At 67.4% G+C, this 13,754-nt stretch carries 13 protein-coding genes; 11 read left to right on the top strand and 2 right to left on the bottom strand.

What is annotated here, in order from left to right; genetic code table 11:
- The first annotated feature begins 6 nt into the window (after positions 1 to 6).
- From AB5J62_RS35660 to AB5J62_RS35645, 4 genes are read left to right on the top strand one after another with little or no spacing between them, the layout of a single operon-like run.
- Entirely contained in the window at positions 7 to 1,098 is a 1,092-nt protein-coding gene (locus tag AB5J62_RS35660; protein WP_370944400.1) for an ABC transporter ATP-binding protein, read from the top strand.
- The gene (locus AB5J62_RS35655) at positions 1,098 to 1,772 is read left to right on the top strand and encodes an ABC transporter permease (RefSeq protein WP_370944399.1); all 675 of its coding nucleotides are present in this window, start codon (positions 1,098 to 1,100) and stop codon (positions 1,770 to 1,772) included. Before AB5J62_RS35660 ends, AB5J62_RS35655 begins: the two co-directional genes overlap by 1 nt.
- On the top strand, positions 1,769 to 2,452 hold the full coding sequence (locus AB5J62_RS35650; RefSeq protein ID WP_370944398.1) for an ABC transporter permease: 684 nt from the start codon (positions 1,769 to 1,771) through the stop codon (positions 2,450 to 2,452). The genes AB5J62_RS35655 and AB5J62_RS35650 overlap by 4 nt, the downstream gene beginning before the upstream one ends.
- Positions 2,449 to 3,327 carry an ABC transporter substrate-binding protein gene (locus tag AB5J62_RS35645; protein ID WP_370944397.1) on the top strand — a complete coding sequence of 293 codons (879 nt, stop codon included), beginning with the start codon at positions 2,449 to 2,451 and terminating at the stop codon, positions 3,325 to 3,327. Before AB5J62_RS35650 ends, AB5J62_RS35645 begins: the two co-directional genes overlap by 4 nt.
- Here AB5J62_RS35645 and AB5J62_RS35640 read toward each other — a convergent pair.
- Complete coding sequence (locus tag AB5J62_RS35640; RefSeq protein ID WP_370944396.1) at positions 3,324 to 3,827, bottom strand: GNAT family N-acetyltransferase; 504 nt, start codon at positions 3,825 to 3,827, stop codon at positions 3,324 to 3,326. The two genes, AB5J62_RS35645 and AB5J62_RS35640, sit on opposite strands and share 4 nt — an antisense overlap.
- A gap of 357 nt (positions 3,828 to 4,184) precedes the next feature.
- Here AB5J62_RS35640 and AB5J62_RS35635 point away from each other — a divergent pair, with 357 nt between their 5' ends.
- From AB5J62_RS35635 to AB5J62_RS35625, 3 genes are read left to right on the top strand one after another with little or no spacing between them, the layout of a single operon-like run.
- Entirely contained in the window at positions 4,185 to 5,735 is a 1,551-nt protein-coding gene (locus AB5J62_RS35635; protein ID WP_370944395.1) for a S8 family serine peptidase, read from the top strand.
- Between the two features lie 50 nt (positions 5,736 to 5,785).
- Positions 5,786 to 6,379 carry a hypothetical protein gene (locus tag AB5J62_RS35630; protein ID WP_370944394.1) on the top strand — a complete coding sequence of 198 codons (594 nt, stop codon included), beginning with the start codon at positions 5,786 to 5,788 and terminating at the stop codon, positions 6,377 to 6,379.
- Between the two features lie 46 nt (positions 6,380 to 6,425).
- Positions 6,426 to 7,169, top strand: coding sequence for a hypothetical protein (locus tag AB5J62_RS35625; protein ID WP_370944393.1), 744 nt, complete (start codon positions 6,426 to 6,428; stop codon positions 7,167 to 7,169).
- A 61-nt stretch (positions 7,170 to 7,230) separates the two neighbouring features.
- Here AB5J62_RS35625 and AB5J62_RS35620 read toward each other — a convergent pair whose 3' ends face one another.
- Positions 7,231 to 10,920 (bottom strand): multifunctional oxoglutarate decarboxylase/oxoglutarate dehydrogenase thiamine pyrophosphate-binding subunit/dihydrolipoyllysine-residue succinyltransferase subunit, encoded by a 3,690-nt coding sequence (locus AB5J62_RS35620; protein WP_370944392.1) that lies wholly within the window; start codon positions 10,918 to 10,920, stop codon positions 7,231 to 7,233.
- Between the two features lie 237 nt (positions 10,921 to 11,157).
- Between AB5J62_RS35620 and AB5J62_RS35615 the strand changes: the two genes are divergently transcribed.
- Genes AB5J62_RS35615 through AB5J62_RS35600 form a run of 4 tightly spaced genes read left to right on the top strand, consistent with a single transcriptional unit; the run spans position 11,158 to position 13,744 of the window.
- On the top strand, positions 11,158 to 11,688 hold the full coding sequence (locus tag AB5J62_RS35615) for a YbaB/EbfC family nucleoid-associated protein (protein WP_370944391.1): 531 nt from the start codon (positions 11,158 to 11,160) through the stop codon (positions 11,686 to 11,688).
- A gap of 3 nt (positions 11,689 to 11,691) precedes the next feature.
- Positions 11,692 to 12,009, top strand: a complete 318-nt coding sequence (locus tag AB5J62_RS35610) for a type VII secretion target (RefSeq protein ID WP_370944390.1) — start codon at positions 11,692 to 11,694, stop codon at positions 12,007 to 12,009.
- A gap of 11 nt (positions 12,010 to 12,020) precedes the next feature.
- Positions 12,021 to 13,400 carry a hypothetical protein gene (locus AB5J62_RS35605; RefSeq protein WP_370944389.1) on the top strand — a complete coding sequence of 460 codons (1,380 nt, stop codon included), beginning with the start codon at positions 12,021 to 12,023 and terminating at the stop codon, positions 13,398 to 13,400.
- On the top strand, positions 13,400 to 13,744 hold the full coding sequence (locus tag AB5J62_RS35600) for a hypothetical protein (RefSeq protein WP_370944388.1): 345 nt from the start codon (positions 13,400 to 13,402) through the stop codon (positions 13,742 to 13,744). The genes AB5J62_RS35605 and AB5J62_RS35600 overlap by 1 nt, the downstream gene beginning before the upstream one ends.
- Positions 13,745 to 13,754 lie beyond the last annotated feature (10 nt).

The following is a 13,754-nucleotide window of genomic DNA, read 5'->3' as shown; positions in this document are numbered from 1 at the left end:
GTGCGCGTGGCTATCGAGTTCCAGGGCGTGACCAAGAGGTATCCCGATGGGACGGTCGCCGTCGACGACCTCAGTCTCACCGTCGAGGACGGCACGATCACCGTGTTCGTCGGGCCTTCGGGCTGCGGGAAGACCACCTCGCTGCGGATGATCAACCGGATGGTCGAGCCGACCGGCGGCAAGGTGCTGCTCGACGGCAAGGACGTGACGGAGTCCGACCCGGCGCTGCTGCGCCGCGGCATCGGGTACGTCATCCAGCACGCGGGCCTGTTCCCGCACCGCACCGTGCTCGACAACGTCGCCACCGTGCCGCTGCTGACCGGCTGGGACAAGGCCAAGGCCCGCAAGCGCGCCGCCGAGCTGCTGGAGACGGTCGGGCTGCCCGCGTCGATGGGCAAGCGTTACCCCGCGCAGCTTTCCGGTGGCCAGCAGCAACGCGTCGGCGTCGCGCGCGCCCTCGCGGCCGACTCGCCGGTGCTGCTGATGGACGAGCCGTTCTCCGCGGTCGACCCGATCGTGCGCGAGGAGCTGCAGGACGAGCTGCTGCGGCTGCAGACCCAGCTCGGCAAGACGATCGTGTTCGTCACGCACGACATCGACGAGGCCGTGCGGCTCGGCGACAAGGTCGCGGTGATGCGCGTCGGCGGCAAGCTCGCGCAGTACGGCACGCCGTCGGAGGTGCTGCGGCACCCGGTGGACGACTTCGTGGCGTCCTTCGTCGGCAAGGACCGCGGCTACCGCGGACTGTCCTTTTTGTCCGCCAACGGCGTGGAAGTCAAGGACGTGGCCAAGATCGAGATCGGGTCCACTGTGGCCGGTGCCGATTTCTGGCGCATCGCGGTGAACGCGGACGGGCAGCCGCGTGGCTGGCTGCCACCGAACTCCACTGTGGACGGTGGGCTCGAAGAGTCCGATCTGGTCGCGGGCGGCTCACTTTACGTGCAGGGGACGCCTATCCGCAGCGCGCTCGACGCGGCGCTGTCGTCACCCGCGAGCCTCGGTGTGGTGGTCGACGACGACCACAAGGTGATCGGCGTGGTCACCGCGAGACAAGTTCTGGAAGTCATCGAAGGAACCCCGCAGAGCGTGGATTCCTGATGTTCTTCGACGAGCTGGGGCGGTACCTCAGCAGCGCCAACAACCGCGCGGAGATCTTCGGCGACCTGGCCGAGCACATCTACCTCGCGCTGCTGCCCTTGGTGCTGGGCCTGGTGATCGCGATCGCCGCGGGCTGGCTGGGCACGCGTTACCAGGCCGCGCGCAGTGTCGTGCTCGTCGCGTCGAACCTGCTGTACACGATTCCTTCGCTCGCGTTGTTCGTGGTGATCCCCGGGCTCATCGGGTCGCGGATCCTCGACAGCGTCAACGTGATCGTCGCGTTGACGATCTACACCGCGGCGCTGCTGGTGCACCCGGTGCTCGACGCGCTCGGCGCGGTGCCGCAGCACGTCATCGCCGCCGCGACCGCGGTCGGCTACAAGCCGGTGCGCCGGTTCTTCGGCGTCGAACTGCCACTGTCCGTGCCGGTGCTGGCCGCCGGTGTCCGGGTGGCGAGCGTGAGCAACATCAGCCTGGTGAGCGTCGGCGCGCTGATCGGCACCGGCGGGCTCGGCGTGCTGTTCACCGACGGGTTCCAGCGTGAGTACTTCTCGCCGATCGTGGTCGGCATCGTGTTGACCATGGTCCTAGCGCTCATCGTCGACCTCCTGCTGGTGCTGCTGCGCAATCTGCTGGCGCCGTGGGACCGCGCGAAGAAGGTGGCGGCCGAATGATCTGGGACTGGTTCACCGATTCCGCGCATTGGCAAGGGCCCGAAGGCATTCCGGTGCGGCTCGGGCAGCATCTCGGCTATGTCGGGCTTTCGCTGGTGATCGCGCTGGTCGTCGCGGTGCCGCTCGGGCTGTTCGTCGGGCACACCGGACGTGGCGGTGTCGTGCTGGTCAGTTTCGGCAACGCCATCCGCGCGCTGCCGACGCTGGGCCTGGTCACGTTCCTTTTCTTGCTGTTCACCGAAAGCGAGACGGCGACGATCATCGGTCTCGTCGTGCTCGCGATCCCGCCGATCCTCGCCGGCACCTACGCGGGCCTGCAGGCGACCGACAAGGGCGTGGTCGACGCGGCGCAGGGCGTCGGCATGACCGGCTGGCAGCGCCTGTGGCAGGTCGAGGTCCCGATCTCGCTTCCGTTGGTGCTGGGCGGAATCCGCAACGCCGTGCTGCAACTGGTGGCGACCGCGGCCGTCGCCTCGTACGTCGGGCTCGGTGGGCTCGGCCGGTTCCTGCTCGACGGGCTGGCCGTGTTCGACTACCCGCAGGTGATCGGGGGCGCGGTGCTGACCACGCTGCTCGCGGTCGCGCTCGACCTCGTGCTGTCGGCCGTGCAACGCGCACTGGTGCCCAAGGGAGTCCGGCTCGCGGCGGCCGCCGCGACCGGCAAGAAGGTGACCGTATGAAAGCGCGCGTGCTGATCGCCGCTCTTGCCTTGCTGGCGACGTCCTGTGGCAACCCGTTCGAAGGCGGCGCCGAGGGCGGGACGACCGGCGACATCATCATCGGCGCGTCCGATGTCGGAGAAAGCCTTCTGCTGGCCCAAATCTACGCGGGCGCGCTGCGCAACGCCGGCGCCGAGAACGTGAAGGTCCGGCCGCCGGTCGGCAGTCGCGAGGTCGTTGTCAAGGCGCTGCAGGACAAATCGCTTTCGGTGGTGCCCGACTACAGCGGGAACCTGTTGCGGTACTTCGACAAGAACACCCAGGCGACCACGCCTCAGGCGGTGTACGCGGAGCTGAAGCAGAAGATCCCGGCCAGGTTCGAGGTGCTGGAGCAGGCTCCCGCCGAGGACAAGGACCTGCTCGTCGTGCGCCCCGAACTCGGGATCAAGACGTTCTCGGAACTCGGCCCGCGCTGCAAGGACCTCGTGTTCGGCGGACCGGGCCAGTGGAGCACCCGCTGGAAGGAAAAGATCAAGGCGCTCTACGGCTGCGAGTTCAAGGAGATCCGTACGACCGACACCGGCGGCCCGGTGACCGTGGCCGCGCTGAAGTCCGGCGACGTCCAGGTGGTCGACCTGTTCAGCACTTCGTCGACCATCGCGGCCAACGGATTCGTCGCGTTGCAGGATGACAAGAACATGTTCCCGGCGCAGAACATCGTTCCGCTGGTCGCGAAAGGCACCTTGTCCGACGCCGAAGTGCAGGCGCTGAACCGGGCTTCGGCCGCGCTGACGACCGAGAAACTCGTCAAGCTCAATGTCCAGTACACCGAAGAGAAGCGCAACGCGATCGACATCGCCGACGAGTTCCTGCGTGAGAGCGGCCTGAAGTCCTAAAGCCGCTCGAACGCGGGCGCGTAGCGGAAGTTCCCGCGCATGTCCGATTTGTACCCGGCCAGTGTGCGGACCTGGAAGTGCGGTGCCCATTCGGCCTGTGGTGGGACGATTCCGTGTTCGGCGGCGAGCACGTAGCCGAAGCGCGAGTAGTACTTCGGGTCGCCGAGCAGCACGACGGCGCCGTAGCCGAGCGCGTCGGCGGCGGCGTCGAAAGCGTGCATCAGCGCCGAGCCGACGCCCGCGTGCTGCGCGGACGGCAGCACCCCGAGCGGTCCGAGGCCGACCGCGATTTCCTTGTCCCCGTTGAGAGTCGCGGTGCTGCCGGCGACGTGGCCGACGATCTCGCCGTCGAGCACGGCGACGAGCGACAGCGCGTTCAGCAGATCGCCGTCCGCGCGCAGCTCGTCGACGAGGTTCGGCTCGACCGTCCCGTCGAACGCGGCACTGTGGACAGCGTGGATCGCCGGTGCGTCGGCGGTCGTTTCACGGCGGAGGAACATCAGGCGATCATTCCGTATGGTGAACCGTTCACGGAAATCGTTTTCCGTCCCCTACTTTCGTAGCAGGCCGTTCGGGTGTTCTTGACCGGTGACAATCCGGTCCTGCCAGGCCAAACCGGTCACGATGCGTGCGAATACCCCGGTCACGGCTCGGCCGTCCGGCCCAACGGTCGACTTATGGACGGGACTGAACGGACCTGACCTGTTGGGAAATGACAATCCCTACTGTGTGAACGGCGTGAAGACAAGATCTTCCTTCGCCGGAAACTCGGCCCTACTCTCAGCCCAACGTTCGAGGTGAACGTGCCAACCCCTAGCGACCGGTCTCCGGTCGACCCTGCCTAGGAGGATTGAATCTTGCCAAAATCATTGGGAAACAAGAGATCCCTCGCCGGTTTCGGCGTGGCCACCGCGGTCGCGGCGTTGACTTCGCTGAGCCTGACCGCGCCGGCCATGGCGACCGAAGGCGCGATCCTCAACGCGAACGCGGCGGACGCCGTCCAGGGCAGCTACATCGTGACGCTCAAGAGCGGCACCGCCCAGGACGTCACCGCGCGCCACGGCGGCACGGTGAGCCGCACGTACAACTCGGCCATTCACGGGTTCGCCGGGCAGATGAGCGAAAAGCAGGCGAAGCGCATCGCCGCGGACCCGGCCGTGGCCTCGGTCGAGCAGAACCGGACCGTGCACATCAGCACCGATCAGCTGAACCCGCCGTCCTGGGGACTGGACCGCGTCGACCAGCGTGACCTTCCGCTGAACCAGAAGTACTCGTACTCGACGACCGCGTCGAACGTGACCGCCTACATCATCGACACCGGAATCACCTTGGGGCACCCCGATTTCGGCGGCCGCGCGGTGTCCGGCCGTGACTTCATCGACAACGACAACGACGCCACCGACTGCCAGGGCCACGGCACGCACGTGTCCGGCACGGTCGGCGGCACCACCTACGGTCTCGCCAAGGGCGTCAAGCTCGTCGGCGTCCGCGTGCTCAACTGCTCCGGCTCCGGCACCTACGAGCAGGTCATCGCCGGCATCGACTGGGTGACCGCCAACGCCGTCAAGCCCGCGGTCGCCAACATGAGCCTCGGCGGCGGCGCGTCGGCCACTGTGGACGCCGCGGTGCAGCGCTCGATCGCCTCGGGTGTCGTCTACGGTCTCGCGGCCGGCAACGACTACGGCGGCAACGCCTGCAACACCTCGCCCGCCCGTACCCCGGAGGCGATCACCGTCGGGTCGACCACGAACACCGACGCGCGCTCCAACTTCTCCAACATCGGCACCTGCCTCGACATCTGGGCGCCCGGCAGCAACATCACCTCGGCGTGGCTGAACAACGGCACCAACACCATCAGCGGCACCTCGATGGCGACCCCGCACGTCGTCGGCGCCGCGGCGCTGTACCTCGCCGATCACCCGACCGCGACCCCGCAGGCGGTGCGTGACGCGCTCGTCAACGGCGGCACGCCCGGCAAGGTCACCGACCCCGGCACCGGCTCGCCGAACGTCCTGCTCTACACCGGCACCGGTGGCGGCGGCCCCGACCCCGAGCCGACCCCGTGCGCCAAGGTCACCAACGGCACCGACGTCGCCATCCCGGACGCCGGCGCGGCCGTGACCAGCGCGATCACCGTCTCCGGCTGTGCGCGCAACGCCTCGGCGACCACCAAGGTCGACGTGACCATCCCGCACACCTACGTCGGTGACCTGGTCATCGACCTGGTCGCGCCGGACGGCACCACCTACCGCCTGAAGAACTCGAGCAACGACTCGAGCGACAACCTCAACGCCTCGTACACCGTGAACGCCTCCGCGAAGGCCGCCAACGGCGTGTGGACGTTGAAGGTCCAGGACGTCTACCGCGCCGACACCGGCCGGATCGACACCTGGTCGATCACCGTCTGACAGGCTCGTGAGTGTTGCCGCGGTTCTAGCCGTCGGCAACACTCACGACCATGCGGCAGGACGCGAGAGAGGCGAGCGGCGCGGTGGTCATCGCGGTGCTCGTCGTGGTGGCTTTCTTGGGCTTGAGCGCTTACGGCCTGTACAGCATGGGCGATCGGCCCATCCACGAGCCGCCACCGCCCACGTGGCCGCCGGACCGGTACGCGGAGGCGCCCAAGTGCGCGTCGATCGCCGCGAAGATTCCTGGTCTGCCTCCGTTGATCACGCGCGCGGAGGCGGTCGCACAGGCGCCTGATCCGGCCAGCACGCGAGTCGTCACCTCGTGCTCCTGGTACGAGTACGGCAAGCCCGCCAACACCGCCTACCTCTACCTGTCGAATTCGCTCGTTCCAGGAAGCGGAGAAGGCGAGAGCAGGGCGAAGACCAATTTCGCGACCGCCCCTGGCGAAAACGTCGAGCCGATTCCCGGCCTTGCCACGGCCGCGGCCTTCTACGACGAGCAGGGCCATCCCGAGCAGTGCTGGCTCAAGCTCTATCAGGCCAACGTCTACGCGCAGCTGTACGTGAACGGTGACCCGGACAAGGCGACCTGCCGGGCGGCGGTCAAGAAGCTCGCCGTCGCGGTCACCGAGGCGTTGAACTAGGCCGTTCGGCGCACGTGGAGTCCTCAAAGGACTTAAGGTGCTGTGCATGCAGCCAGGACCGCCGTATCAGCAGAACCCTTATGGGAACCAGCCCCAGTACCCGCAGCAGGGCTATCCCCAGCAGGGCTACCCGCAGCCCGGCCCCGGTTATCCCGGCTATCCGCCGCCGAAGAAGGGGATGAGCGGCGTGACGATCGCGCTGATCATCGTCGGTGCGCTGATCGTGGTGTCCGGACTGGGTGTCGGCGCGTTCTTCCTGCTCGGCAACGACTCGTCGAGCAGCTCGGCCAGCCCGACATCGACCGCGAAGACCGGCCCGCCGGACAAGTACGCGGTGCTCCCGGGCTGTCCGACGATCGAATCCAAGATGTCCGGCATGCCCAAACTCGAGGTGCAGGAGCTGAAGCCGGCCGGCACGTCGGATCCAGAGATCTCGTTGATGTCGCTCGACTGCGAGTGGCGCGAGCCTGGCAAGTCGTCGGGATCGGTGATCCTGTACATGGCGACGTCGAAACGCAGCGGTTCCGGCGCGGGCGAAGTGTCGGCGAAGGGCGAGTTCGAGCACTACACGAAGGAAAACTCCGAGCCGCTTCCCGACCTCGCCGGTGCCGCCAAGGCCGCTTACGTGAGCTATCCGGACAACCCGGCGCTGTGTTCGGTCCGGTTCTATCAGGGCAACGTGTCCGGCCAGATCATGGTCAGCGGCGCGGACGGCAACGCGGTCGACATGAGCAAATGCCGGGCCAACGCCAAGAAGCTCGCCGAGGCGACCACGGCGGCGATGGGCTGAGCTGCAACAGAAAACGCCCCGGCCGGGAAGACCCGGCCGGGGCGTTTCTCTGTCCGCGTGTCTACTCGAAGGCCTTCGCGAGGATCGCCTTCTGCTCGACCTCGTGCACCTTCGACGAGCCTGCCGACGGCGCGGCCATCGGGCGGCGCGAGATGACCTGCAGGCCCGAGAGGACCTCCGGGAACTTCCGGGGCAGGTTGAGGCCGAAGAACGGCCACGCGCCCTGGTTTTCCGGCTCCTCCTGGACCCAGGCGATCTCGGTCGCGTTGGTGTAGCGCTCGAGCGCCGCCAGCAGCTTCTTCTTGGGCAGCGGGTAGTACTGCTCGATACGCACGATCGCGACGTCGTTCGCCTCGCGCTTGGCGCGCTCGGCGACGAGCTCCCAGTAGAGCTTGCCCGAGGTCAGGAGCACCTTGCGGGCCTTCTCCGGCGCCACGTCGACGTCGTCGATGACCGACATGAACTTCGTCGCGCCGGTGAAGTCGCCGACCGCCGAGGTGGCGGCCTTGTTGCGCAGCATCGACTTGGGCGTGAAGACCACCAGCGGGCGGTTGACTCCGTCCAGCGCGTGGCGGCGCAGCAGGTGGAAGTAGTTCGCCGGGGTCGACGGGACCGCCACCGTCATCGAGCCCTCCGCGCACAGCTGGAGGAAGCGCTCGATGCGGCCCGAGGTGTGGTCGGGGCCCTGGCCCTCGTGGCCGTGCGGCAGCAGCAGCACGACGTCGGAGCGCTGGCCCCACTTTGCCTCGCCCGACGAGATGTACTCGTCGATCACGGTCTGCGCGCCGTTGACGAAGTCACCGAACTGCGCTTCCCACATGACCAGCGCCTCGGAGTTGGCCACCGAGTAGCCGTACTCGAAGCCGACCGCCGCGTACTCGGACAGCGCCGAGTCGTAGATCATCACGCGGCCCTGGCCGTCGGCCAGGTTCTGCAGCGGCGAGTACTCCTGGCCGGTCTTGCGGTCGATGAGCACCGAGTGCCGCTGGGTGAACGTGCCGCGGCGCGAGTCCTGGCCGGACAGCCGCACCAGGCGGTTCTCCATCGCCAGCGAACCGAACGCCAGCAGCTCGCCGAACGCCCAGTCGATGCCGCCTTCGCGGGACATCTTGTGGCGGCGCTCCATGACCGGCTTGACACGCGGGTGCGGGGTGAAGCCGTCCGGCACGTTGACGAACGCGTCGCCGATGCGCTCGACGACGTCCTGGGTCAGCGCGGTCGGCACCTTCGCGGGGACCTGCTGTTCCTCCTCGACCGACGGGCTCGCCTTGGCCGGGTGCTTCTCCAGCTCGCGGACCTCGTTGAACACGTGCTCCAGCTGGCTGGAGAAGTCGCGCAGCGCGGCCTCGGCCTCCTCGACGGAGATGTCGCCGCGGCCGATCAGCGACTCGGTGTAGGTCTTACGCACCGAGCGCTTCGTGTCGATGATGTCGTACATCGCCGGCTGCGTCATCGAGGGGTCGTCGCCCTCGTTGTGGCCGCGGCGGCGGTAGCAGATCATGTCGATCACGACGTCCTTGTGGAACTCCTGGCGGTAGTCCACGGCCAGCTTGGCCACCCAGTGCGCGGCCTCGGGGTCGTCGCCGTTCACGTGGAAGATCGGCGAGCCGATCATCTTCGCCACGTCGGTCGCGTACTGGCTCGACCGGGAGTGCTCGGGCGCGGTGGTGAAGCCGACCTGGTTGTTGACGATCACGTGCACGGTGCCGCCGGTGCGGTACCCGCGCAGCAGCGCGAGGTTCAGCGTCTCGGCGACGACGCCCTGGCCCGCGAAGGCCGCGTCGCCGTGCATCAGGACCGGCAGCACGGTGAAACCGGAGCCACCCTTGTCCAGCAGGTCCTGCTTGGCGCGGACGATGCCCTCGAGCACCGGGTCGACCGTTTCGAGGTGCGACGGGTTCGCGGTCAGCGACACCTTGGTCTCGCCGTCGCCGAACATCCGGAAGTACTTGCCCTCGGCGCCGAGGTGGTACTTCACGTCACCGGAGCCGTGCGCCTGGCCGGGGTCGAGGTTGCCCTCGAACTCCTGGAAGATCTGCGCGATCGGCTTGCCGACGATGTTGGCCAGCACGTTCAGGCGGCCGCGGTGCGGCATGCCGATGACGACCTCGTCGAGCTCGTGCTCGGCCGCCTTGTCGAGGATGGTGTCGAGCAGCGGGATCGCCGTCTCGCCGCCTTCGAGCGAGAACCGCTTCTGGCCGACGTACTTGGTCTGCAGGAAGGTCTCGAACGCCTCGGCGGCGTTGAGCTTCGACAGCACGTACTTCTGGACGGCGGGGTCCGGCTTCTCGTGCGGCACCTCGACGCGGTTCTGGATCCAGCGCCGCTCCTCGGGGTCGAGGATGTGCGTGTACTCGATACCGACCGTGCGGCAGTACGAGTTGCGCAGCACGCCGAGGATGTCGCGCAGCTTCATGCGCTCCTGGCCCGCGAAGCCGCCGACCGGGAACTCGCGGTCGAGGTCCCACAGGGTGAGGCCGTGGCTGAGCACGTCGAGGTCGGCGTGGCTGCGCTGGCGGTAGTTCAGCGGGTCGGTGTCGGCCATCAGGTGACCGCGCATCCGGAACGCGTCGATCAGCTCGATCACCCGCGCGGTCTTGTCGACCGGGCCGTCCGGCAGGTCGGCGACCCAGCGGATCGGCTCGTACGGCAGGCGCAGCGAGGTGAAGACGTCGTCGTAGAAGCCGTCCTCGCCGAGCAGCAGCTGGTGGATCCGCTTGAGGAACTCGCCGGACTCCGCGCCCTGGATGATGCGGTGGTCGTAGGTCGAGGTGAGCGTCATGATCTTGCTCACAGCGAGGTCGACCAGCGTCTTCTCGCTGGTGCCCTCGAACGCGGCCGGGTACTGCATGGCGCCGACGCCGATGATCGCGCCCTGGCCGGCCTGCAGGCGCGGCACCGAGTGGTTGGTGCCGATGCCGCCGGGGTTGGTCAGCGAGATCGTGGTGCCGGAGAAGTCGTCCGCGGTGAGCTTGTTGTTGCGGGCCTTCTTGACGATGTCCTCGTAGGCCTGCCAGAACTGCATGAAGCTCATGTTCTCGGTGGCCTTGATCGAGGCCACGACGAGCGTGCGGGCGCCTTCCTTGCCCTTCATGTCGATCGCGAGACCGAAGTTCACGTGCTCCGGCGTGATCGCGAACGGCTTGCCGTCGATCACCTGGTAGTGCCGGTTCATGTTCGGGTAGTCACGCAGCGCGCGCACCATCGCGTACCCGATGAGGTGCGTGAAGGAGATCTTCCCGCCCCGGGTGCGCTTGAGGTGGTTGTTGATGACGATGCGGTTGTCGGCCATCAGCTTGGCGGGCACCGCGCGCACGCTGGTCGCGGTGGGCACGGACAGCGAGGCGTCCATGTTCTTCGCGATCGCGGCCGCGGCGCCGCGGAGCTGCTTCGACTCCGACTCGTCCTTCGCCGCGGGCGCGGCCTTGGCGGCCGCTGGCTTCGGCTCGGCCTTCGCGGGCGCCGGCGCCGCCGGTGCTTTGGCCGCGGGCTTGGCAGGCGCGGGCGCCGGTGCGGCGGTCTTGGCGGGTGCCGGGGTGGCGGGCTTCGCCACCGGCTTCTCCGCTGCCGGTGCGGCGGGCGCGGCGGTCTGGCCGTTGCCCGTGCCCGCTGCCTGCGTCGGCGTGAAATCCGCGAAGAAGTCATGCCACGCGGCATCTACTGAGGAGGGGTCGGCCAGGAACTGGTCGTACATTTCCTCGACCAGCCACTCATTGGGGCCGAACTGTGACGCAGGGCTGCTGCTGGACACGGCTTGGGCTCGCCTCTATCCGTCTCGATCTTGAAGTCCGTTGATGCGCTTACCAGGCTAACCCCCTCCGCTGCGAGCGTGTTACGGAACTGGCATGTGTGAGGCGTGGCGCACTAAGACCTGGGTCACTGGGTCGATCCAGATGGGGGATGGACGTCACATCGCGTGATGATGCAGCCTGCAAGGGAACCGCCGGATCACCAGGTACGTCCCAGGTTCCGGCCGAGAGGGGGAGTGGTGTCGGAGTTGTCTGACGTCGAGCGCATGGTCGACGACTGGGAGCGTGACGCGGTCGCCAAGTCGCAGCGGTACGAGGCGATGCAGGCGCAGGTCCAGCAGATCTCGATCACCGAATCGGTGGCGAACGGCGCGGTCGCGGTGACGGTGGGTCACAACGGGTTGCCGACCGCGATCAAGATGACCGAAGGTGTCCGCGCGATGACGCCCGACGAGATCGCCGCCAACGTCATGAAGGCGATCCAGAAGGCCCAGTCCAGGTATCCGGAACGCATGGCCCAGATCGTCGCCGAGACGGTCGGCGACGACGACACGTCCCGCCACATCGTCGCCACCGCGGTCGACAACTTTCCGGCCGCCCCGCCCGAGGACGAGCCGGTCACCCCGGAGCCACCGCGACGCCAGCTGTTCGAGGCCGTGGAGGAAGAGCCGCCCGCCCCGAAGGCCCCGCCCCGCCCGCCCCGCCCGGCCCGCCCGGCGCCGCCCGATGACGACGACTTCGGCGACCAGTCGTTCCTGCGAAGGGATTAGCAGATGCCAGACGGTGGATACCGCGTACTCGGCGACGAGCTCGGCGGGCACGCGGGCAAGGTCGACGGCCTGGCCGACCGCATGAAGACCGCGGTCGAGGCCGCCCAGCAGGTCACCATGGACAACAGCGCGTACGGCGTCATCTGCCAGCCGTTCGCGCTGATGCTCGACCCGTTCGAGCAGATGGGCGTCCGCGCGCTCCAGACGGCGTCCGAGTCCATCAACGGCACCGCGGCCAAGGTCCGCGACGCCGTCTCCGCCTACGAAAAGCAGGAAGACGCCACGGCCGACGCCATCAAGAAGGCCGGGCCGGTGTACTGAGGGGGCTTTGCATGCCGGAGGGGAATCCGCTCGTCGCGCAGGCGCAGTCGCAGACGACCGGTGTGACGGGGATCGGCATCCTGGAGTCGGCCAACGACCTGGCTTTGGGGGTGAAGGACGGCTCATGGGTCGAAGGCGGCCTCGGCGCGGTCGGTGTCGGCCTCGAAGCGCTGTCGCTGGTCGTCGATCCGATCGGGACGCTGGCGCAGTACGGCGTGTCGTGGCTGATCGAGCACGTGAAGCCGTTGAAGGACTGTCTCGATTGGCTGGCCGGGAATCCGCCGGTGATCCAGTCCTTTTCGGACACTTGGGCGAACGTGGCGCGCGAGGTCACCGCGATCGCGGGCGATCTGTCCAATGAAGCCAAGGGCGGGACCGCGGGCTGGGCCGGCGCGGCGGGCGAGGCGTATCGGGCTGAGGTCGCCGAGCAGGTCGACGCGGTCGCGGGTGCGGCGTCGCTGTGTGACGGGATCTCGACCGGTGTGATGGTGATGGGTCAGGTCGTGGCGGCGGTCCGGGAGACCGTGCGCGACCTGATCGCCACGTTGGTGGGCAAGCTGATCACGTGGGCGCTGGAGGAGGCGTGCACGCTCGGGTTCGCGACGCCGCTGGTGGCCGCGCAGGCGACGGCGGCGATCACGTCGACGATCTCGAAGGTCTCGCAGGTGATCCGGAAGCTGGTCAAGACGATCAGCAATGTCGGTCCGAAGGTCCGCAAGATCGTGGACAAGCTCGGCGAAATCATCGAAAAGCTCTCGAAGCTGGCGAAGAAGCTTGGTAAGCGGGCGGACGGGACGTCTCCCTCGGCTGCTCGTAAGGCCGGTAAGTCCGATGTGGACGCTCCGAAGGAGCACACCAGCCCGTCGAGTACTCATGACGGTGGCAGCACCTCGTCGTCCGGCGCCGACGGCCACACGACGCCGGAAAGCCACGGCCCGTCCGACCAAGCTCTGCATCGTCAGCCGACTGACGGCGAGAAGCCTCAGCCCTGGCCGCCGGAGCGGCGCGACCCCCGCTTCGAATACTGGGAAAGCGGCAAGCTCAAGCTCTCCGAGGCGAATTTCCGTCTGATCCAGGAAAAGTACGGCATCCAGCTACATCCCCAGGCGCGCGCTCGCGTCGACAAAAGCCTGAGAGGCGCTTTCGGTCAGACAGATCCGATTCGCAACGGCTCCGATGTGCGCATCGCGCCCGGCGCGTTCGTCAATGAGGAGCAACTCGCCAGGACGATCTATCATGAGAATGTGCATGCCGAGCAATTTGCCCAGAATGGCGGCAGGCGTCCCGGCAGCGTGGCGGAGAAAGAGCGGTGGGAGGATGACGCCTACGCGCGAGAGCGGGAGTGGTGGGACAATCATCCGATCAACCGTCAGCAAGGGCAGGGATCCTGATGGCCAGCATTGACCATGCGTCCTACGAGGCCTGGGAAAAGGCGTATGGCGACTTCTACGAAGCGTTGCCGGGCAAGCCGGCTGTCGTTTGCCCCAACTGTGGTCACGACGCACTGCGCATCGCCTTCGTCGCGAATGAGTCCGACCGCATCGGGTCGGCGATGTTCTGGTGCGGTTTCTGTAATTTCGGGATACACATTTCGCGGACTTGGGTTCCTGAAGGTGTCGCCTTTTATGTAAGGGGTACACCGTGGGAAGAAATCGGCAAGGAAGTCCCGGAGTACACCTTGGTCTATCCGCCGGTCACCGACGAACTGCCGGCTGACAGTGGCTTTGACGAGTAGCTCGCGTTGG

Origin of the sequence: Amycolatopsis sp. cg5 (assembly GCF_041346955.1) — a bacterium.
Lineage (GTDB): Bacteria > Actinomycetota > Actinomycetes > Mycobacteriales > Pseudonocardiaceae > Amycolatopsis.
The sequence above is the reverse complement of the archived record's forward strand: the minus strand, read 5'-3'. Positions and strand labels throughout refer to the sequence as shown.